Genomic DNA, 22,799 nt, shown 5'->3' with positions numbered 1-22,799 from the left:
ACAAACCATTTGTTGTGCTCTTCTCTGATCGCCGAGATTTGGAGACCGCGCGGTATCAACGGAGCGAGGTATCGCGTCGGCGGCTGGGCCGCGAGTAGCGTCGGAAAGAGGAGTCGATAACCGCAGCTGAGTGAAATGGGTGTTCCCCTTCGCGCGCTTCAGTGTCGATATATGGATTGCCGAGGGCCGAGGGTGTCATCGCTGGACGATTTCGATACGACTTCGGTCCTTTCGGACACGGTGATGGCGAATGTTGTATGGCCGTCCGAGCTGTTCCCACTCTCCGCCGCTCAGCGTGGAATGTCGTTCGCCCAGCACCTGCTAGGCGACGTTCCGATCGTCATTGCTCAGTACGTAGAGGTCGGTATCGCTGATCTCGACATCGGCCTGCTCGCACGGATCGGACCCGCCGCACTCCGGGAACTCGGTACCGGACTGCTCCGAATCGTCGAGTGGGACGGTGAGCCGCTCCAGACGGTCGACGAGTCGCTCGGCTTCGAGATGACACATCTCGACTTCCGTTCCGACCCTGATCCGCGGGCTGCAGCTCTCGCGTGGATGCGCGCCGAATGCAGCAACCCGATTGATCTCCTCCATGATCGGCTGATCCGTTCGGCAATGTTGCGCGTCGCCGACGACTGCTACTTCTGGTACTCGAGAATTCACCACATCGCCCTCGACGGCTTCGGCGCCATGACGTTCATGAACCGTGCCGCGGAGCTGTACACCGCGGCGGTCGAGGGTCGCGCGCCCGCCGAGTTCACCGCCAGTGGATTGCGGGAGGTCGTCGAAGAAGAGGCCCGCTACCGCACGTCGAGCCGGTTCGAGACGGACCGCAAGTACTGGGCCGAACGCAGCCACAATCTTCCACCGACGATCAGCCTCGCCGGGCGAGCGGCCGAGATCGGCGCGCAGTCGCTGGTGAGCAGCGCACCGCTGTCCGCCGCTACGACAGCCGCACTGCAGAGTCTGACCGACCGGGAACCCGGGGCGACGTTCGCGACAGCCGCGGTCGCTGCCGTCTCTGCATTCTTTTCCCACCTGACCGGCCAGGACGACGTGGTGTTGAGCTTGCCGGTCTCGGCACGCACCACCTCCCGGTTGCGCCGCTCGGGCGGCATGATCTCCAATGTCCTTCCGATCCGACTCTCGGTCGGGGACGAAACGACCTCCGTCGACTTGATGAGACGTACACAACTGGCGCTGACCGGAGCGCTACGTCACCAGAGATACCGGCACGAGGACATACGACGGGACGCGGGCGTCCTGGGTGGTCGTCGCGGCTTTTTCGGTCCGTCGATCAACATCATGATGTTCCACGCCGAGATTCGGCTCGGTCCGTCGATCGGCAGGCTCCACGTGCTGACCACCGGTCCGGTGGAGGACCTCGCAGTGAACATCTATCCCGGTGTCGCAGGCGACGTTGCGCAGGTCGACTTCGAGGCCAACCCGAATCTGTACACCGAACAGGAGCTGCGCGGTCACCATGCCCGGTTCCTCGAATTCTTTGCCGCCTTCGCCGCGTCAGCCGCAACCGACCGCATCGCCGCTCTCGATGTGCTGCACGCCGACGAACGCGCGGATCTCGTGCCATGTCGCGGTCCGCAGGCAGAGCCGGAGCGGCTCCTCCCCGACTTGCTGGCCGACGGCGTTGCCGCCGCACCGGACGCAGTCGCGATTCGGGCGTCGGGACGGGAGATCACCTACCACGAGCTCGACCAGCGATCCAACCAACTGGCGCGACTACTGATCGAATCGGGGGCCGGACCGGAAACCTTCGTCGCGCTGAGTCTCCCTAGGTCGGCGGAGTCACTCGTCGCGTTCTGGGCGGTCGCCAAGACCGGGGCCGCCTTCGTACCTGTCGATCCGAAGCTCCCACCCGAGCGAGTCGCACACATGCTGTCCGATTCGGGGGCACTGGTGGGGCTCACGCTTCACGAACTGCGTGCAACACTGCCCGACGGGATTCACTGGCTGGTCCTCGACGACGACGAGTTGCGCGCACGCTGTGAACGACAGCGGAGCGCCGCGATCGGCGACGTGGATCGCCGCGCCCCGCTGTCAATACGTCACCCCGCGTACATGATCTACACATCGGGATCGACCGGGCTTCCGAAAGGGGTCGTCGTCACCCACAGCGGTCTGTCGAACTTCGCGGCCGCCGCCCGCCCGGAACTCGGCATTCACCACGAATCGCGGATGCTGCGGTTCTCGTCGGCCAGCTTCGATGCCTCGGTGTTCGAGATGATCCAGGCCTTCAGCGCCGGTGCCACGATGGTCGTCGCCCCGCCCGAGGTGCACGGTGGAAGCGACCTCGTCGACCTGCTGAGCGAACAGCAGGTGACCCACATCATCACGGCTCCCACGGTGATGAACACAGTCGACCCGCGTGGACTCGAACATCTCGAGGCGGTGGTGGTCGGCGGTGACGTGTGCACCCCCGACCTCGTGGAGCGGTTCGGGCAGGTGTGCCGCTTCACCAACAGTTACGGACCGACCGAGACGACCATCATTATCACCGCAGGTGAGCCGCTGACGCCGGGCGAACCGATTGCCATCGGCCGCCCGATCCAGGGTACGAGCGTCGTGGTGCTCGACCGCAAGCTCCGCGCCGTGCCCGCCGGGGTGGTGGGTGAGCTCTACCTCGCAGGCCCCGGAATCGCACGCGGCTATCACCATCGGCACGGGCTGACGGCGAACCGATTCGTGGCCAACCCCTTCGGTGAGCCGGGGTCGCGGCTCTACCGCACCGGTGACGAGGTGCGCTGGTTGCGGTCGTCTCAGGGAACCGGGGCGGGGCACTACACGCTCGAGTTCATCGGCCGGTCCGACACCCAGGTCAAGATCCGTGGCTTCCGCATCGAACTCGGCGAGATCGACTCGGCACTGCTCGCCCAGGCCGGCGTCAACTTCGCGGCGACGGTGGTTCATCGGACGGCGGGCGGCACGACGGCGCTGGTCTCGTACGTACGCCTCGACACCGGTCGTGAATTCGATCCGGTCGCGATTGTCGAGGGCGTCGCCGAAATCGTGCCGTCCCACATGATCCCGTCGGTGGTAATGCGGCTCGAACACGTGCCGGTGACGGCGGCCGGCAAACTCGACCGCAGTGCACTGCCGCAACCACACTTCGGATCAACTGAACACGAGTTCCGCGCCGCGTCGACACCGGCGGAGGAGCAGCTCTCGGGTCTCGTCGCCGAGGCACTCGGCCTCGACCGGGTCAGTGTGGACGACAGTCTCTTCGCGCTCGGCGGCGACAGCATCGTCGCGATGCAGATCGCCGCCCGAGCCAGGGAGTTCGGTCTCAGCTTCAGTGCGCGGGCCGTGTTCGAGCACAAGACGATCGCCGGAATCGCCGCGGTGGCGGTGCCGGTGGAGGCAGAATCGGCGGTCGTCCTCGAGGAGCTCGAGGGCGGCGGCGTCGGGCGTATCCCACCGACGCCGATCATGTACTCGATGCTCGAGCGGGGCCCCTTCGCCGACTTCTTCCAGGCGCTGCTGCTGACCCTGCCGCCTGATGTCGATACGGATCGGTTGAGTGCGACGCTCGCGGCGGTGCTCGATCATCATGATGCCCTGCGTTCGAAGTTCGTCCCTGACGGTGACGGTACCTGGGCGTTCGAAACGATGGCTGCCGGTAGCGTGCCGGCCGGCGATCGGATTTCGAGGATCGTCACGGCGGCGGCACCCGGTAGCCGCGCGTTCACCGACGTGGTGAGCGCCGAGTGTGCGGCGGCTGCGGCCCGCCTGGACCCGGAAAACGGGATCATGCTCCAGCTGGTGTGGTGTGTCTCCGAATCTGCGGGCGCACCAGGCCGACTGCTGGTTATCGCGCATCACCTGGTGGTGGACGGTGTGTCGTGGCGCGTGCTGTTGCCGGACCTCGCGACGGCGTGGCTGCAGCTGGGCGCGGGGCAGACGCCGACGCCGGCCCCGGTGGGCACGTCGTTCCGCCGCTGGGCGTATGGACTGCAGGACGCGGCAGATCGAGGAGCGCACACAGATGAATTACCCTATTGGCGAGAGGTTCTCAGCGGTCCCGACCCACAGATCGGCACACGACCGATCGCGCCCGCGATCGACACGATGCGCACGACCGAGCGGGTACATATCGACGTGAGTCCCGCCGTGACCGATGCGGTGCTCGCTCGACTTCCCGATGTGTTCGGCTGCGGCGTCAACGACGGACTCCTGTCGGCGCTGGCGATGGCGGTCGTGCAGTGGCGACACTCGCACGGGATCGACGAGCGTTCGGTGTTACTGACGTTGGAAGGTCATGGGCGCGAGGAGGAGGCGGTGGCCGGCGCGGATCTTGCACGTACCGTCGGTTGGTTCACCAGCGCCTTCCCGGTCCGGCTCGGGCTGCCGGCCGTTGATCTCGGCGGGGCCTTCGAGGGTGGACATGCTGCCGGTGTCGTGATCAAGACCGTCAAGGAACAGCTCGTCGCGGTGCCTGCCCGTGGCGTCGGATTCGGATTGCTTCGGCATCTCGACGAGAGCGCGAGGTCGATTCTCGGGGGCCTTCCTGAGCCGCAGATCAGTTTCAACTACCTGGGCCGCATGGGCGTGCAACACCTCGGCGACTTGCAGGATCTCGGCTGGCTGCCGGACCTCGAGGCACCGGACCTGATCACAGCGAGCGGATCCGGCATGGCCGTGGCTGCGGTGATCGACATCAACGCGATGGTGGTCGACGGCCCCGAGGGACCCCGGTTGACGGCATCGTTCGCGTATCCGACCGGGGTGATCCGCGACTCCGACGTCGCGGCCCTCGCGGATCTGTGGCGAAGCGCCCTCGACGGTCTTGCCGCGCACACAGTTCAGCCTGTCGCGGGTGGTCTGACACCGTCCGATTGCCAGCTGGTCACGGTGAGCCAGAGTCGGATCGAGCGTTGGGAACACTCGTACCCGGGGCTACGAGAGATCTGGTCGCTGTCCCCGTTGCAGTCCGGTCTGCTGTTCCACTCGACGCTGGCCGCCGATTCGCTGGACATCTACACCGCGCAACTGCGCATCGACCTCGAGGGCGCGGTCGACTCCGCGAGGTTGCGCCGTGCCGCAGCAGGCGTGCTCGCACACCACGCGACTCTGCGTGCCGCATTCGAGTACGACGACGCCGGTATCCCGGCGCAGTTGGTTGTCGACAGGGTAGACGTGCCGTGGCGTGAGGTGGATCTGACCGGGTGCGGGTCGGCGGCGGGAGTGGAACTCGAGCGTCTCCTCGACGACGACCGTGTCGCCCGATTCGACCTCGCCCGTCCTCCGCTTTTGCGCCTGCTGTTGATCCGCACCGCACCCGAGCGTCACGTGCTGGCACTGACCAACCATCACATCATCCTCGACGGGTGGTCGATGCCACTGCTGGTGCGCGAGTTGCTGGTTCGCTATGTCGCGGACGACGCTCCCGCCCTGCCGGAGCCGCGGCCGTACAGCACGTACCTGGAATGGGTGGCGACACTCGACCGGGACGCGTCCTTACGCGCCTGGGAACGTGCGCTGGCGGGGCTCGACGAGCCGACACTGCTGGCGCCGCACGCGTCTTCGGAACAGCACGGCGTGCCGGGTGAGGTCGACATCGCGCTGCCCGCGGCCCTGATTGGTGCGCTCGACACGGTGGTGACGCGCCATGGAGTCACCATGAACACCGTCGTCCAGGCGGCGTGGGGAATACTGCTGTCCCGGTTGCTCTCCCGTCGTGATGTGGTGTTCGGTGCCACCGTGTCGGGTCGGCCGCCGCAGCTGTCCGGTGTCGAGAGCATGCTGGGGCTTTTCATCAACACGGTGCCCGTGCGGGTGCGGATGGACCCGGACGAGACGTGCGCGCAGCTGCTCACCCGCCTCCAGGGTGAGCAAGTTTCCCTGCTCGATCACCATTACCTCGGACTGGGTGACATCCAGGCACGCATAGGTCTGGGCAACCTGTTCGACACGTTGTCGGTGTTCGAGTCGTACCCCGTCGACAAGTCCGGATTCGACGAGCACACCGACATCGCGGGAATGCGAGTGACCGCTCTCGATGCGCGTGACGCCACGCACTACCCGATCACCCTGCTGTCCATCCTCGAACCTCGACTGCGGCTGAGCCTGCGTTATCAGCACGGAATTTTCGATCGCGATACCGTCACGACACTCGCGGCGCGCGTGATCGGGATTCTCGAGACAATTGCGCGCGACGCGGACACACCGGTCGGCGACGTCGACCTTTTCGTTCCGAAGGAACGGGAGCAGGTGGTCGACACCTGGAATGCAACGGAACACCAGGTATCGCGCCTCACCCTCGCCGAGCTGTTCGACGCGCAGGTGGCCCACACGCCCGACGCCCCCGCCGTCGTGTTCGAGGGGACGGTGCTGACGTACACAGAGTTCGACGCCCGCGCGAATAAGCTGGCACGGTTCCTGATCAGCGGCGGTGTGGGCCCCGAATCGCACGTGGGTGTAGCGGTGCGACGCTCGGTGGATATGCTGGTGGGAATCTACGCCGTGATCAAGGCCGGCGGCGCGTACGTCCCGATAGACCCGGACCAGCCGGCCGAGCGGATCGCGTACGTCGTGGCAACCGCCGGTCCAGTCGTCGTTCTCACCACCACCGCGGATCGCGTCGCGCTGCCCGCCGAGGTGCCGGCCCTCGACCTCGACACCCTCGATGTATCGGCGCTGTCCGATGACCCCATCCGGGATCGGGACCGGGTGGGGCCGTTGCATACCCGAAACCCTGCGTATGTCATCTTCACCTCCGGCTCCACGGGCAGACCCAAGGGTGTGTCGGTGCCGCACGAGGGCATCGTCAACCGGCTGCTGTGGATGCAGCATCGGTACCCACTGAGCGACGACGACGCGGTTCTCCTGAAGACCCCGGTGACGTTCGACGTGTCGGTGTGGGAGTTGTTCTGGCCGTTGCAGACCGGCGCGCGACTGGTGATCGCCGAGCCCGACGGGCACCGGGACCCCGTCTATCTCGAGCGGGTCATCCGCGCAGACTCTGTGACCACGGTGCATTTCGTGCCGTCGATGCTCGCCGTATTCCTGGCCGGAGCGCATGTCGATGGGTGCAATTCGCTGCGCCGGGTGTTCACCAGTGGTGAGGCATTGCCGCCTGTGACGGCGGCGAATCTGCACCGGGTGAGCGGGGCGGAGCTGCACAACCTGTACGGTCCCACCGAGGCAGCGGTGGACGTGACCTACTACGAGACCGGGCCGGACGAGACCACCGTGCCGATCGGAGCACCGGTCTGGAACACCCATACGTATGTGCTCGACGGACGCCTGCGTCCCGTCCCCGTCGGAGTAGCGGGGGAGTTGTATCTCGGCGGTGTCCAGCTCGCGCGCGGATACCAGGCCCGGTCCGATCTGACGGCGGACAGGTTCGTCGCGAACCCCTTCGCGGCCGCGGGAACCGTGCAAGACGGCAGTCGGCTGTACCGCACCGGCGACCTTGTTCGGTGGCTGCCGGCCGGGCAGCTCGAATACCTGGGCCGCACGGACTTCCAGGTCAAGCTTCGCGGCCAGCGCATCGAACTCGGTGAGATCGAGGCGGCGCTGCACCGGCACGCAGATGTTGCACAGGCGGTGGCACTGGCCCGCACCGACGGGTCCACCGGCGACTACCTCGCCGGTTACGTGGTGCCTGCGCCCGGGAGGTCCCCGGACGTGCGGGCGCTTCTCGACGCTGCCGCAACGGTGCTTCCCCGGTACATGGTGCCGTCGGCGCTGGTCGTGCTCGCGGAACTGCCGTTGACTGCGAACGGCAAACTCGACCGCAAGGCACTGCCGGTTCCCGAGTTCGCGAGTTCGGCGCAGTTCGTCCCGCCCGGCACCCCGACCGAGTACGCCCTCGCGGAGATTCTCGCGGACGTACTCGGCGCCTCGCGGATCGGGATGTCGGACAATTTCTTCGACCTCGGGGGTAACTCCCTCATCGCGACCCGTGTTGTCGCCCGGATCAACAATGAGCTCGGCACTGGGTTGACCGTGCGGTCGCTGTTCGAGTCGCCCACCGTCGGGGTTCTGGCCACCGTCGTCGACCGGACACACGCCGGTGCAGGACCGCGCCCCGCGCTCGTGTCCGGCCCGAGGCCCGACAGGCTCCCCCTGTCCCTGGCTCAGACCCGAGTGTGGTTCCTCAATCGGTTCGACCCCACGTCGAGTGCCTACAACGTGGCGGCGGCACTGCGACTGTCCGGTCCCCTCGACGTCGACGCACTCCGCCGGGCCGCCGCGGACATCCTGGAACGGCACGAATCGCTGCGGACGATGTTTCCCGAATCCCCTGACGGCCCGTCTCAGGTGGTGCTGCCGGTCGATCACACCGCGACCGGCGATCTGATCGACGTTGCGCCCGACGTCGTCCCGGCCGCTGCTCTGGATACACGGATCCGGGAGGCAATGGCACGCGGATTCGACGTCACCACGCAAATCCCGATCGCTCTGACATTGGTGCGGTGCGAGGCTCCTGACGAACACGTGTTGGTGATGGTGGTGCACCACATCAGCATCGACGGCTGGTCGATCCAGGTACTCGCCCGCGATCTGGTGCACGCCTACTCCACGCGCACAGCCGGCGACGCGCCGTCGTGGACCCCGCTGCCGGTGCAGTATGCGGATTACACCCTGTGGCAACGAGGCTTTCTCGGCTCGGAAGGCGATCCCACGTCGCTGATTTCGCAGGAACTCGAGTACTGGGCGGATGCGCTCGCGGGTCTGCCGGACGTGCTGGCTCTGCCGCTCGACCGGCCACGTCCCGCCGTACGGTCGGGGGTGGGTGCGAGTGTCGATTTCGCGGTGCCGGTGGCGACGGTGGTGCGTCTCGCGGCGCTGGCCCGTGAGCAGGGTGCGACCCCGTTCATGGTTGTGCATGCGGCGTTGGCGGTGCTGTTGGCGAAGTTGAGTGGGACATCGGACATCGCGATCGGGTCGCCGGTGGCGGGTCGTGGTGATGCGGCGTTGGACGATCTGGTGGGCATGTTCGTCAACACATTGGTATTGCGGGCCGATTGTGAGCCGAGTCAGTCGTTCACGGGTCTGGTGGGGCGGGTGCGCGATTCGGACCTCGAGGCGTTCGGCAGGGCTGATGTGCCGTTCGAGCGGTTGGTGGACAAGATGAATCCAGTGCGGTCGCAGTCCTTCTCGCCGCTGTTTCAGGTGCTGTTGGCGTTCCAGAATTTCGCGCCGTCGAGGGTGGAGCTTCCGGGTTTGACGGTGTCACCGGTGGAAGTGGAGTGGGAGGCTGCGCAATTCGACCTCTCGATGGCTCTGAGTGAGGCGGCCGGGGGCGGGTATGCGGGGAGGCTGTCGTATGCGGCGGACATCTTCGATGGTCCGACGGTGTGCGGGATCGCCGAGGGATTCGTGCGGGTGCTCGACGCGGTCATCGAGAATCCGTCCGTCGCGGTGGGCGACGTCGACTTGCTGGGTCCGGCCGAGCGGCAACGGGTGCTCGCGGCTGCTGCCCCTGAGCCACTGCCTGTGCAGGCACGGACGTTGCCGGAGATTCTGGCGGCCGGCGTCGCGTCGAACCCCGTGGGTGTTGCGTTGACCTGCGGTGGCGTGGAGATGTCGTATTCGGACCTCGACTCCCGATCGAACCGACTGGCCCGAGTGCTGATCTCTCGTGGTGTCGGTCCTGAAACATTTGTCGCGTTGGCCTTCGCTCGGTCCATCGAATCAGTGGTTGCGGTGTGGGCGGTCACGAAGGCGGGCGGCGGGTTCGTGCCGATCGATCCGAAACTGCCGGTCGAGCGCATCGAATACATGGTGGCCGATTCAGGGGCCGTGATCGGTCTTACCAGCGCCGAGTCCACGTCGCTGCCGGGAAAGGTTGCTTGGCTGGTACCCACCGCGGGTGAGGTGCAGGATCGGTGCGACGAGGTTTCGGCGGCACAGATCACAGACGGCGAGCGCGGTGCGCCGGTCGCGTTGTCCAATGCGGCCTACATGATCTACACGTCGGGTTCGACCGGGGTCCCGAAGGGTGTCGTTGTAACCCATGCCGGGCTGGCGTCGTTCTGTGCGGACGCCCGCCTCGAACTGAACTTGACCGGCAACTCGCGGGTGCTGAGGTTCTCGTCGTCGAGCTTCGATGCGTCGGTATTCGAGATGATCGCGGGGTTCAGTGCCGGCGCCACCTTGGTTGTCGCTCCACCCGAGATCATCGGTGGCGGCGAGCTCGCGGAGTTGCTACGCGTCGAGCGGGTCACCCACATCATCACAGCGCCGGCGGCGCTGGGGATCGTCGACCCGGACGGGCTCGACGACCTCCAAGCCGTGGTCGTCGGAGGAGACGTCTGCCCGCCGGAGTTGGTCGCGAAGTTCGCACCCGCCTGTCGCTTCTTCAACAGTTACGGTCCCACAGAGACCACCATCATCATCTCCATGACCGAGCCGCTCGTGCCGGAGGAACGAATCACGATCGGCACCCCGATCGAGGGCGCCGGAGCTGTTGTCCTCGATGCAAGGCTGCATCCCTCTCCGGTCGGCGTGATCGGCGAGCTGTATCTGTCGGGCAGTGGGCTCGCCCGCGGCTACCATGCCCGCGGTGCACTCACGGCAGGTCGATTCGTGGCTAATCCCTTCAGGGGTTCCGGCGAACTGATGTACCGCACGGGCGATCTGGTGCGGTGGACGAAAGACGGACGACTGGACTTCGTCGGGCGAATCGACTCACAGGTGCAATTGCGGGGTCTGCGGATCGAACTCGGTGAGATCGAGACAGCGCTCAGCAGGTGCGAAGGAGTCGCGCAGACCGTCGTGGTCTTGCGCCACGATCCCCATACCGGTGAACAACTGGTGGGATACGTAGTTCCCGATACCATGGCTGCCCTGGACCCGGCGGCGCTGCGCATCAGGGTGGGCGAGACGCTGCCGAACTACATGGTGCCGTCGCAGGTGATGGTCGTCGACGCGTTGCCGTTGAATCCCAGTGGGAAGCTCGACCGACGGGCGTTGCCCGCGCCGTCGTTCGTCGTTCGGGAGTTTCGGGCGCCGACTACGCCGGTCGAGGAGGTCGTGGCGGGTATTTTCGCGGAGGTGCTGGGGCTCGAGCGGGTCGGTCTGGACGACGATTTCTTTGCGTTGGGCGGTAATTCGTTGGTTGCGACGCAGGTGGTGTCCCGGTTGGGTGCGGCGTTGGACACCCGTGTGCCGGTTCGGGTGATCTTCGAGGCGTCGACGGTGGCGGCGCTGGCGGTGCGGGCCGAGCAGCATGCCGGTGAAGGTGGGCGGCCGGCGTTGACCCGTCGGGTGCGGCCGGCGCGGATTCCGTTGTCGTTGGCGCAGCAGCGGATGTGGTTCTTCAACCAGTTCGACCCGGAGTCGGCGGCCTTCAACATTCCTCTGGCGATTCGGCTTTCCGGCGATCTGGACATCGGATTGCTGCAGACAGCATTGCTCGACGTGATCGACCGGCACGAAGCCCTGCGCACCATGTTCCCGGACTCGGGCCACGGGCCGTCTCAGGTAATCGTCCCCACATCTGCGCTCCCGCTGAGTGTGGCGCCGGAGCGGGTCGCTCCGGAGGAGGCACATGCCCGCGTATTCGACTTCGTGGGGCGCGGGTTCGACGTGGCCCGGGAAGTTCCGTTGCGCGTGAGGCTGTTCCAGCTCGACGATCACGAGTTCGTGCTGGCGATGGTAGTGCATCACATTTCCAGTGACGGCGGCTCAGCAGCGCCGATGTCGCGCGACATCGTGGTGGCGTATGCCGCGCGGCGTGAGGGACGGGAGCCAGGCTGGTCGCCGCTCGAGGTGCAGTATGCGGACTACACCCTGTGGCAGCGGGAGATTCTCGGCGCGCAGGACGATCCGACGTCACTGATCTCGGAACAACTGCGATACTGGACCGAGGTTCTGGCAGATCTGCCGGAGATGGTGGAGCTGCCGACGGATCATCCGCGTCCGCGAGTGCAATCACCGCGCGGCGCAAAGGTCGGCTTCACTCTGAGTTCGAATCTGGCCGAGCGTATCGATCAGCTGGCGCGAGAATATAACTCGACCTTCTTCATGGTCGTCCACGCGTCGCTGGCGGTGCTGATGGCCCACCTGAGCGGAACTGAGGACATCCCCATCGGCACACAGATCGCCGGACGCGGCGACCCGGCACTCGACGACCTCATCGGCATGTTCGGCAACACACTGGTGCTGCGCAGCCGCGTCGACCCCGCAATGTCGTTCGCCGACATTCTGGCCGACGTCCGGGAAGTCGACCTCGCCGCATTCGGCAACCCCGACGTTCCGCTGGAACGCCTGGTGGAAGTCCTCAATCCCACGCGTTCCACGGCCCATTCAGCGCTGTTCCAGGTACTGCTGGTGGTTCACAATTTCGTCCGGTCCAGGGTGACTCTGCCGGGCCTGGAGATCGCCCCGCTGGAAACGGACATCGTCGGTGCGAAACTCGATCTCGAATTCCACTTCACCGACACCTCGGATTCGGAGGGGCATCGGACCGGAATCGAGGGATCAATCGTCTATGCGCTCGACCTGTTCCAGGAATCGACGGTCGCCCGATTCGCGACCCAACTCGTCACCATCCTCGAGACGGTCACACGCGATGTGACCATACCGGTCGGCGAGCTCGAGTTGCGAAGCGTCGACGAGCGTGCGGCGATGGATCGGTGGAATGCCACAGCTGTGGTTGTCGAGGGCGGGACCCTGGTGCAGCTGTTCGACGAGCAGGTACGCCGGACGCCGGATGCGGTGGCGGTGGTGTTCGAGGAACAGTCGTTGACCTACGCCGAGTTCGATTCTCGCGCGAATCGGCTGGCCCGATACTTGATCTCACGAGAGGTAGGACCGGAGTCGCTGGTGGGGCTGGGCATGAGTCGCTCCCTCGCGATGATGGTGAGCATTTACGCTGTGCTCAAAGCCGGTGCCGGGTACCTGCCGCTGGATCCGGAGCATCCTGCAGACCGCACCGAGTACGTGATTGCGACCGCGAAACCCGCCGTGGTGCTGACCACGTCCACGGACCGTGGTGACCTGCCGGCGTCGGTGGACGCCGACGAGGTCGACATCCTGGACCTGTCGGTCTTCGACTCGGAGACGGTGACCGACGCGTCCAGGCTGGCGCCACTGCGGCCCGAGAATCTCGCCTATGCGATCTTCACGTCCGGGTCCGCAGGGCGACCGAAAGGCGTCGCTGTCAGCCACCGCTCGGTGGTGAACCAGATTGCGTGGATGCGTAGCCGCTACGCGCTCGGCGATCGCGACACGGTGTTGCACAAGACGCCCATCACCTTCGACGCGTCGGTGTGGGAGTTGTTCTATCCACTACAGGTCGGTGCCCGATTGGTGATTGCCGCGCCCGGGGGACATCGTGACCCCGAGTACCTGATGCGGATGTCGGACCGGTGGCACGTCACGATCTTGGAATTCGTGCCGTCGATGCTCGCGTTGTTCCTCGCGGAATCGTCGCTCGCACTGCCGCGGTCGCTGCGGTACGTCTCGGTCGGCGGAGAAGCGCTGCCCTCGGACCTGGCCGCTCGGTTCGCTGCGCGCACCGACGCAGTGCTGGACAATACCTACGGTCCCACGGAAGCCACGGTGACCTCGACCGTGCATCGCTGCCTGCGGGGCGTGTCCGGTCCGATACCGATCGGGAGACCGATAAGGAACACCCGCACGTTCGTGCTGGACCGCCGGTTACACCGCGTGCCCGTCGGCGTGCCGGGGGAGTTGTATCTTGCCGGAATCCAGCTCGCCCGCGGCTATCACGCCCGCGGGGCGCTGACGGCAGAACGTTTCGTCGCCCATCCCTTCGCCGACTCCGGTGAGCGGCTGTACCGCACGGGTGATCTGGTGCGGTGGAATTCGAGTGGTGACCTCGAATACCTGGGTCGCACCGATTTCCAGGTGAAGCTACGTGGCCTGCGGATCGAACTCGGGGAGATCGAGACCGCGCTGACGGCAGACGAGTCGGTGGACCAGGCCGTGGTGGTCGTACGCGACGGTGAATTCGGTCAGCAATTGATCGGGTATGTGCTGCCGACCCGCGGACGGACCGTCGACGTCGAGGCGACACGCGAGGTGGTGAGCACATCGCTGCCGAACTACATGGTGCCTGACGTGCTGGTCGTGCTCGACGCGTTGCCGTTGAATCCCAGTGGGAAGCTCGACCGACGGGCGTTGCCTGCGCCGTCGTTCGTCGTTCGGGAGTTTCGGGCGCCGACTACGCCGGTCGAGGAGGTCGTGGCGGGTATTTTCGCGGAGGTGCTGGGGCTCGAGCGGGTCGGTCTGGACGACGACTTCTTTGCGTTGGGCGGCAATTCGTTGGTTGCGACGCAGGTGGTGTCCCGGTTGGGTGCGGCGTTGGACACGCGTGTGCCGGTTCGGGTGATCTTCGAGGCGTCGACAGTGGCGGCGCTGGCGGTGCGGGCCGAGCAGCATGCCGGTGAAGGTGGGCGGCCGGCGTTGACGCGGCGGGTGCGGCCGGCGCGGATTCCGTTGTCGTTGGCGCAGCAGCGGATGTGGTTCCTCAACCAGTTCGACCCGGAGTCGGCGGCATACAACATTCCGCTTGTGGTCCGCCTGTCCGGTGAACTGGATGTGGCAGCGATACAGGCTTCGGTGCTCGACGTGTTCGCTCGGCACGAGGCCTTGCGGACGGTGTTCCCGGACTCGGACCAGGGGCCGGCACAGCGCATCGTGCATGCGTCGAGAGTGTCGATGGACCTGACGCCGATTCCGGTCGCGGACGAGGAAGATTTGCGGATGCGGGTGGCCGCATTGCTCACGGCGGGCTTCGAGGTCACGGAATCGGTGCCGGTGCGCGGGGCGCTGTACCGGATGTCGAAGTCCGAGCACGTCTTGGCGGTGGTGGTGCACCATATCTGCGCGGACGGTGTCTCGACCGGGCCGATGGGCCGAGACGTGTTGGTGGCATATGCCGCCCGGCACGCAGGGCACGAGCCGTCCTGGACGCCGTTGCCGGTGCAGTATGCGGATTACGCGTTGTGGCAGCGGGAGGTGCTGGGTTCGGAGGACGATCCGGGATCGTTGATGTCGCAGCAGATCGCGTACTGGTTGGATGCGTTGTCGGGGCTGCCGGATGCGCTGGCGTTACCTACCGACCGGCCACGCCCGGCGGTGCGGTCGGGCCTCGGTTCCAGCGTGGATTTCACCGTGCCGGCGGCAACGGTGGCGCGTCTCGTGTTGCTGGCGCGAGAGGCGGGTGCGACGCCGTTCATGGTGGTGCATGCGGCGTTAGCGGTGCTCTTGGCGAGGCTGAGTGGGGCCACCGATATCGCGATCGGGTCGCCGATCGCGGGCCGTGGTGATGCGGCGTTGGACGATCTGGTGGGCATGTTCGTCAATACGTTGGTGTTGCGGGCGCAGTACGAGCCGGACGAATCGTTCGCGGAGCTACTGGGGCGGATGCGCGATGCCGATCTCGAGGCGTTCTCTCGGGCGGACGTTCCGTTCGAACGATTGGTGGAAAAGCTGAATCCGATTCGGTCTCAGTCGTTCTCTCCGTTGTTCCAGGTGATGTTGGCGTTTCAGAACTTCAGTCGGCCGGTGGTGGAGCTTCCGGGATTGACAGTCTCGCCGGTGGAGGTCGATCGGCAGGCGGTGCAATTCGACCTGTCGATGACTGTGGGTGAGTCGGCAGATGGAGGGGGTGGATTCGTGGGAAGGCTGTCCTACGCGACGGATGTGTTCGACGGCGCGACGGTGCGCGAGATCGCGCGGCGGTTCGTGCGAATTCTCGAAGCGGTGGTGGATGATCCGATGATGCCGGTCGGCGACATCTCGATCGTCGAAGAGAACGAGCGGCGTCAGATGCTGCGCGAGTGGAACATCACGGGACACGACGTCCCGGATGGACTGCTGCTCGACGGATTCGATGCGCAGGTGGCCCGAACACCGGACGCGGTGGCAATCGTGTACGACAACGAGTCGCTGTCGTATGCCGAGTTCTCTGCTCGGGTGAACCGATTGGCTCGAAGATTGATCGACGAGGGTGTAGGACCGGAGTCGTTGGTGGCATTGGGGATGCGCCGGTCGCTGGAGTTGGTGACAGGAATCTACGCGGTGCTCCGAACGGGTGCTGCATTCGTGCCGTTGGACCCTGATCAACCCCCGGCACGCAACGACTACATCCTGGAAACCACAGGACCCGTCTGCGTCCTGTCCACCTCCCGAGACGGATTCGACACGTCCCGGAATCGAGTGCTGAACGTTGACGCCCTCGATTTGTCGGTGTATTCGTCCGAGCCGGTTGGGGAGTCCGAAGTCGTGACGCCCGCACGGCGGGAAAATCTGGCGTACGTGATCTTTACATCTGGATCGACCGGGCGCCCCAAAGGGGTTTCGGTCAGCCACCGCGCGATTGTCAACCAAATGTCCTGGTTGGCAGCCGAATACGAGCTCGGCGACTCCGATGTCGTGGTGCAGAAGACGCCGGTGACGTTCGACGTGTCGATGTGGGAATTACTGGTTCCGCTGGCCGTCGGTGCCCGGATGATCGTCGCGCGTCCAGACGGTCATCGGGATCCGGACTATCTGCTGTCACTGATGCAAGACTCCGGTGTTACCGTGGCCGCGTTCGTACCGTCGATGCTGGCGGCGCTCCTGGCCGATCCGGAGGCGTGTCTACCGGATTCGTTGCGGTGTGTTTTTGCCGGCGGGGAAGAATTGCCGGTGGAGTTGTCTGCGCAATGTGCGTCGCGGTCGAAGGCTCGTCTCGACAACAAGTACGGTCCCACGGAATATGCGGTCACTGCGACGTCCCACCGATGCGACGGACTCGAGCGGGAATCGGTCCCGATTGGTGAACCTGTGTGGAACACCACCGCACTGGTCTTGGATCGACGTCTCCACCCGGTGCCCATCGGGGTCGAAGGAGAGCTGTATCTGGCAGGAGTGCAGCTGTCTCGCGGCTATCATCGCCGCCAGGGGCTGACGGCGGAGCGATTCGTGGCCGATCCGTTCGGGGCAGCAGGGACGCGTCTCTATCGCACGGGGGACGTGGTCAAGTGGAACCCACGCGGACAGCTGATGTATGTGGGTCGGCTGGACTCTCAGGTGAAGGTGCGCGGGCTGCGTATCGAGCTCGGCGAGATCGAGACCGCGCTGGTGGCGCAGCAGACGATCGTGCAGGCCGTTGTGATCGTGCACGACGGCGAGTTCGGTCAGCAGCTGGTCGGGTACGTGGTCCCCGCAGGGGGTCGGTTGATCGACGTGGAATCGGTCCGTGTCACGGCCGGCAGGTCGCTGCCCCAGTACATGGTGCCGGATGTGCTGATGGTGCTCGACGAATTGCCTCTGACCGCGAGCGGCAAGCTGGAAAGGAACGCATTGCCTGCCCCGGCGTTCACGAAGCGGGAGTTCCGGGGGCCGACGACGCGCGTCGAGCGAATCGTGACCTCGGCCTTCACCGACATTCTCGGTGTCGAACAGGTGGGGCTGGATGACGACTTCTTCGCGTTGGGCGGCAATTCCCTGGTCGCGCCCAGGATCGTCGCCCGATTGAAGCAAGACCTGAGTGCGGCAGTTCCGTTGCAGTGGCTGTTCACGGATCCCGCCGTCGAAGCATTGGCCGCTCGGATCGAGAACGGAGCCAAGGGTCCGGTGGAGGAAGGGTTCGGGCCGCTGCTTCGGATCCGAGCGGACGGTGAAGGGGGAGCGCCGCTGTTTTGTATCCATCCCATCGTCGGACTGTCGTGGTGCTATTCGGGTCTACGTCAGTACATCGAACCTGATCTGCCGATCTACGGGATCCAGAGTCCGTCGATTCTCGAGGACAGCTATCTTCCGGAGTCTCTCGATGAACTTGCGGACCGTTACGTCCGTGAGATCCGCCAGATCCGACCATCCGGTCCGTACCGACTGCTCGGCTGGTCACTCGGCGGTGTCATCGCGCATGCGATGGCGATCCGGATTCAGGCAGCCGGCGAGGATGTGGAATTGCTGGCCATGATGGACAGCTTCGCCGGCGCGACGGCGGTCGAGGAAGGGTCGCCCACGGATGTCTCGGTGAGTGAGTTGCTGGGTGGGTTCGGTATCGAAGAGACAGCAGTCGAGCGCATCTCCGACCTGAGCCTCGGTGGTGTCGCGGTCGCGCTGGCCGAAATGTCCGGGCACTCCGTCGAGCACACCGAGAAGGTCGTGGGGCGGCTCGTGTCGGCGGCGGACCGAAACTCGAGGTTGATGTCGGAGTACCGGCCTGCATGCTTCGACGGAGACATTGTGTTCTTCACCGCGGCGGCCGACGATGCCACCGGCGCGAGGGCGGCCCGCGGATGGGAGAACGCGGTCACGGGGGTGGTGCACAACCATGCCGTGGCAGTCACGCATGGGCAGATGACGTCACCCGACGCTCTCGCCGTCGCCGGCCCGATCTTGAACGAGGCACTGAGAGAGCAATCAACATGACGGGTGAACCGGCCGGTCACCGCGCGAGCAGAGCCTCGCAGGAACGCGCCGCGCACGCGCACGCCTGAACCGTCGCGGTGTCGATGGCCGGGCGTCCCGCCTGGGATCGCCAGAACCGAAGGGCCGTCAGCGCGACACGCGAGATCTGCTCGGGGGCGGCGTCGGCGCGCGTGATGCCCCCGTCCGCATCAGCCGAGGCGCCGACCCTCGTTGTCGCGCCGACCAGTGTGCCGGTGAGAATGACACCGAGGTCGGGTATCCGGGGATGGATGGTGGCGGCCCAACTGATCGGCCAGGACGACACGCCCTCGGCGACAACCACCACAACCTCGTCCGTCGAACAGGCCTCGTCGGCCGGCGAGACCGGGCAGGACGACACCCGGCAGGAGTACACGGTGCAGGACCTGCCACCCGCCCAGCCGATGGGCGGCGGAATGCCGGGATGCGGCGGCGCCGAACCGCGGTAGGTCAGACCTCGGTGAGTGCGCCGGCCGACAGTGAGGCGTAGATGAGCATGAACACGAACAACATCCAGCCCGCACCCTGCCAGATCGGCCACCGGCCACCGGCCCGCCACACCCGGTAGGTCTGCACGAAGGCTCCGACCCCGCCCAGGAGCAGCAACGCGGGTGGGCCGAAGACGAGGACGTACTTCTCCCCGCCGGCACACTCCATCATCGACTCGGCGCAGTCACCGGAATCGATCGACATCCACGCGACCGAGAGGAGCGCAACGACGAGTGCACCGCCCATCACCGCCACCGTGTACGTGGCGGCGCGGCGAACGGTGAGATCGGCGCCCGAAGTCATCATGTCGGAGGGTACTCGGTTCGCAACGCGGGCCGTCACGGAAAACAGCAGCGCCCCCACCGATCACGGTGGGGGCGCTGCTGTTCACTGCTGTCGGCTAGCTCTTCCGGCCGGGTGCCTTCGCGCCTGCCTTGAAACCGAGTCCGCCGGGCTTGGCCGGCGGCGGAGCCTTCACCGTTTCCGGTGCCTTGCCGTTGGATCCGTCGCCGTTCGACTCCTCCACCTTCGGAGCCGCGGTGTCGGTTGCCTCGGCCTTCGGCGCTTCAGCTGCGGGAGCCTCCGCCTTTGGTGCTTCGGCCTTCGGAGCTGCGGCCTTGGGGGCCGCGGCCTTTCGGGCTCCGGGAGCCTTGGCGCCGCTCTTGAAACCGAGTCCACCGGCCTTCGCCGCCGGGGGAGCCTTCGGCGCCTCGGCTGCGGGGGCCTCCGAAGCCGAGGAGGTGTCGGCGACCTGCGGTTCGGCAGCCTGGGGTTCGGCGGCAGCCGGCTCGGCGGGAGCGTCCGCGGGAGCGGCCTTCGCGCCGGGAGCCTTCGCCTTGCCCTTCATCTGCAGACCCTTGCCGCCCGGTGCCTTGGCGCCGGACGCGAGTCCGAGTCCCTTCGGCTTCGCCGCGGGGGCGTCCTGAGCAGGGGTTTCCGCTGCGGGAGCCTCTGCCGCCGGTGCGTCGGCAGCCGGAGCGGCGGCCTTCGCGCCGGGAGCCTTGGCGGCACCCTTCATCTGCAGACCCTTGCCGCCCGGTGCCTTCGCACCGCCGGCGAGTCCCAGGCCCTTGGGCTTGGGTGCCTCCGCTGCGGGCGCCTCCGTACCGGCAGCCTCGGCTGGAGCGGGAGCTGCCTTTTTGGCGCCGGGAGCCTTCGCTCCGCCTGCCATGCCGAGTCCCTTGCCGGGAGCCTTCGCCCCGCCTGCCATGCCGAGTCCCTTGCCGGGTGCCTTGGCGCCGGGAGCCTTGGCCAGGCCCTTCATCGCCAGGCCCTTGCCCGCCGGAGCTTCCGTGGCGGCCGGCGTTGCAGCGGCCTCCTCGACCTCTTCGACGCGCTCCTTCTCGATTACCTCGGCCGTGGCCTCGGCTGCTGCCGGCGATCCGGCCGGTTCGGCCGGCTTCTCGCGGGGAATGACCTTGATGTTCTCGCTCAGCTTCTCGGGCTCGAGACGCGTGATGGACGAGAGCATCAGCTGGGCGACGTCGACGACCTCGACGCCCTCGCCCTGGCCGGACTCCTGGCGAGCGGTGACACCGTCGGTGAGCATGACGCGGCAGAACGGGCAGCCGGTCGCGATCTTCTTCGGATCCGTGCTGAGCGCCTCGTCGACCCGGTCGATGTTGATGCGCTTGCCGATGTTCTCTTCCATCCACATGCGGGCACCACCGGCACCACAGCACATGGACCGTTCGCCGTGACGGGGCATTTCCTTCAACTTGGCGCCGGAGGCCTCCATCAGCTCGCGGGGAGCGTCGTAGACCTTGTTGTGGCGGCCGAGGAAGCAGGGGTCGTGGTAGGTGACGTCCTCCCCGACGGATGCGACCGGGATCAGCTTCTTCTGGCGGACCAGGCGGTTGAGCAGCTGAGTGTGGTGAACCACCTCGTAGTCGCCGCCGACCTCCGGGTACTCGTTGCCGAGGGCGTTGAAGCAGTGCGCGCAGGTGACGACGATCTTGCGCTTGCGCTGCTCGACGCCGTCGAAGACCGAGTTCAGCAACTCGATGTTCTGCATGGCGAGCTGCTGGAACAGGAATTCGTTACCTGCGCGACGAGCGGAGTCGCCGGTGCACGTCTCGTCGGCGCCGAGGACCATGAACTTCACGCCGGCGGTGGCGAGCAGCTCGGCGACGGCCTTGGTGGTCTTCTTGGCGCGGTCCTCGTAGGCGCCGGCGCAGCCGACCCAGAACAGGTACTCGTAGTCCTCGAAGCTGTCGGCATCCTGGCCGAACACCGGGATCTCGAAGTCCATCTCACTGATCCAGTTGAGACGGTCCTTGGAGTTCTGACCCCAGGGGTTGCCCTTGTTCTCGAGGTTCTTGAACAGGCCGGCCAGCTCGGACGGGAACTCCGACTCGATCAGCACCTGGTAGCGGCGCATGTCGATGATGTGGTCGACGTGCTCGATGTCGACGGGGCACTGCTCGACACACGCGCCGCAGTTGGTGCAGCTCCACAGCGTCTCGGCGTCGATGACCGGGGCCAGCTCGCCGTCGACGGTCTCGCCGACCAGCTTGCGCTCGGCCTCCCGGCGCGCAGCCTCGGGGATTGCGGCCAGTGTGGTCTCGTCCACGGCGCCGTCGCCGTCCACCAGGCCGATCTCGTCGCCGCCCATGTCCTTGCGGCCACCGGCCAGCAGGTACGGGGCCTTCGCGTAACCGTGGTCACGCAGCGAGGTGATCAGCAGCTTCGGGGACAGCGGCTTGCCGGTGTTCCAGGCGGGACACTGCGACTGGCAGCGCCCGCACTCGGTGCAGGTGGTGAAGTCCAGCCAGCCCTTCCAGGAGAAGTCCTCGATGTTGCCGGCGCCGAACGTGTCGGTGTCGGGGTCGGCGTCCTCCATGTTGATGGGCTTGCCGCCCGACATCATCGGCTTGGCCGCACCGAGGGCGACGTCGCCGTCGTCCTCACGCTTGAAGTAGATGTTCGCGAACGCCGCGAAGCGGTGCCAGGCGACACCCCAGGTGATGTTGCGTCCGACGACGTAGAGCCAGATCATGCCCGACATCAGCTTGACGAAGGCGAAGAACGCGACCATGTTCGGGCTCGCGGGCAGCAGCTTCGCGAGGTTCATCGTGAAGAAGTCGGTCCACGGGTTGGCGTGGCCGTAGGTGGCGATCTTGCCGGCCTTCACGAAGATCATGCCCAGGCCCTCGATGAGGACGACGGCCTCGACGAAATACGCGGCCTTGAAATCGGAGCCACTGAACCGGGACAGCCGGGCGGGCACGCGGGGGTGATTGAGCTGGCGGATCACGATCAGCGTGGTGATACCGATGACCGTGCCGAGGCCCAGGATCTCGTCGATGAAGTGGTAGACGGCGGTGTTACCGACCAGCGGCCAGTGGAACGCCGGGTCGAACGTCTGCCCGTACGCCTCGAACCACACGATGGCTCCGAGCATGAACCCGACCATGACCAGCCAGTGAGCCCAGCCGACGGTGCGGAACTTGCTCATGCGAGTGTGCGCGATGAACTCCACACACATCTGCTTGAAGCGCGGGAAGAAGGGACGCCATCGGTCCGGAGCCGACTGGCCGATCCGGACGACGTTGACCATCTTCAATGCGCCAGTGATGAAGGAGAACCAACATACGAGGCTCAGCAGCACGCCGATGGTGCCCAACGTGATCGTCAGGGCATTCATGTCGCGGCCTTTCGTTTCAGGGCGGCAGGGCGGCCACCTCGGGACTGCTCGTGATCCTAACGCTTGCTAAGTTACCCGCTAGTAACTTATTCAGTGTACCTGCGGGTAACTTACCGGCGCTCAGCGGGATCTCTGCAGCTCGGGCGCCGATGGGGCATGTGGTGCATGCCACAATCGGACTTTCTGTTCGTCACGTTAAAGGGTCGCAATTGCGGCGTTCACCCAAGGTCGCCCTAACTTCGGCCGGTTGCCACCGGAAGCGGTCCGGCCTGCTTCGTGA

The 22,799-nt window shown here is 66.0% G+C and carries 4 protein-coding genes; 1 reads left to right on the top strand and 3 read right to left on the bottom strand.

The window, feature by feature from the left end:
• Positions 1–171: 171 nt before the first annotated feature.
• A complete protein-coding gene (locus ACNJ7E_RS07700; protein ID WP_418339515.1) occupies positions 172–18,366 on the top strand; it encodes a non-ribosomal peptide synthase/polyketide synthase in 18,195 nt (6,064 codons plus the stop codon).
• 16 nt (positions 18,367–18,382) lie between these two features.
• On the opposite strand, the gene ACNJ7E_RS07695 is transcribed toward ACNJ7E_RS07700, so the two are convergent.
• The 3 genes from ACNJ7E_RS07695 to ACNJ7E_RS07685 all read right to left on the bottom strand — a co-directional run bounded on the left by ACNJ7E_RS07695 (position 18,383) and on the right by ACNJ7E_RS07685 (position 22,519).
• The gene (locus tag ACNJ7E_RS07695; protein ID WP_418339514.1) at positions 18,383–18,691 is read right to left on the bottom strand and encodes a hypothetical protein; all 309 of its coding nucleotides are present in this window, start codon (positions 18,689–18,691) and stop codon (positions 18,383–18,385) included.
• 143 nt (positions 18,692–18,834) lie between these two features.
• Positions 18,835–19,179 carry a hypothetical protein gene (locus ACNJ7E_RS07690; protein WP_418339513.1) on the bottom strand — a complete coding sequence of 115 codons (345 nt, stop codon included), beginning with the start codon at positions 19,177–19,179 and terminating at the stop codon, positions 18,835–18,837.
• Between the two features lie 94 nt (positions 19,180–19,273).
• The gene (locus ACNJ7E_RS07685) at positions 19,274–22,519 is read right to left on the bottom strand and encodes a (Fe-S)-binding protein (protein WP_418339512.1); all 3,246 of its coding nucleotides are present in this window, start codon (positions 22,517–22,519) and stop codon (positions 19,274–19,276) included.
• Positions 22,520–22,799: the final 280 nt, after the last annotated feature.

It is taken from the genome of Rhodococcus mengyinensis (genome assembly GCF_048381435.1).
Lineage (GTDB): Bacteria > Actinomycetota > Actinomycetes > Mycobacteriales > Mycobacteriaceae > Rhodococcus_F > Rhodococcus_F opacus_D.
Note: the sequence above shows the minus strand (reverse complement) of the source record. Positions and strands in the feature narration are given on the sequence as shown.

What these genes read in the sequence shown, in the direction of transcription:
- ACNJ7E_RS07700 (WP_418339515.1), top strand. Translation starts at nt 172, where the DNA reads ATGGATTGCCGAGGGCCGAGGGTGTCATCGCTGGACGATTTCGATACG.
- ACNJ7E_RS07690 (WP_418339513.1), bottom strand. Translation starts at nt 19,179, where the DNA reads ATGATGACTTCGGGCGCCGATCTCACCGTTCGCCGCGCCGCCACGTAC.
- ACNJ7E_RS07685 (WP_418339512.1), bottom strand. Translation starts at nt 22,519, where the DNA reads ATGAATGCCCTGACGATCACGTTGGGCACCATCGGCGTGCTGCTGAGC.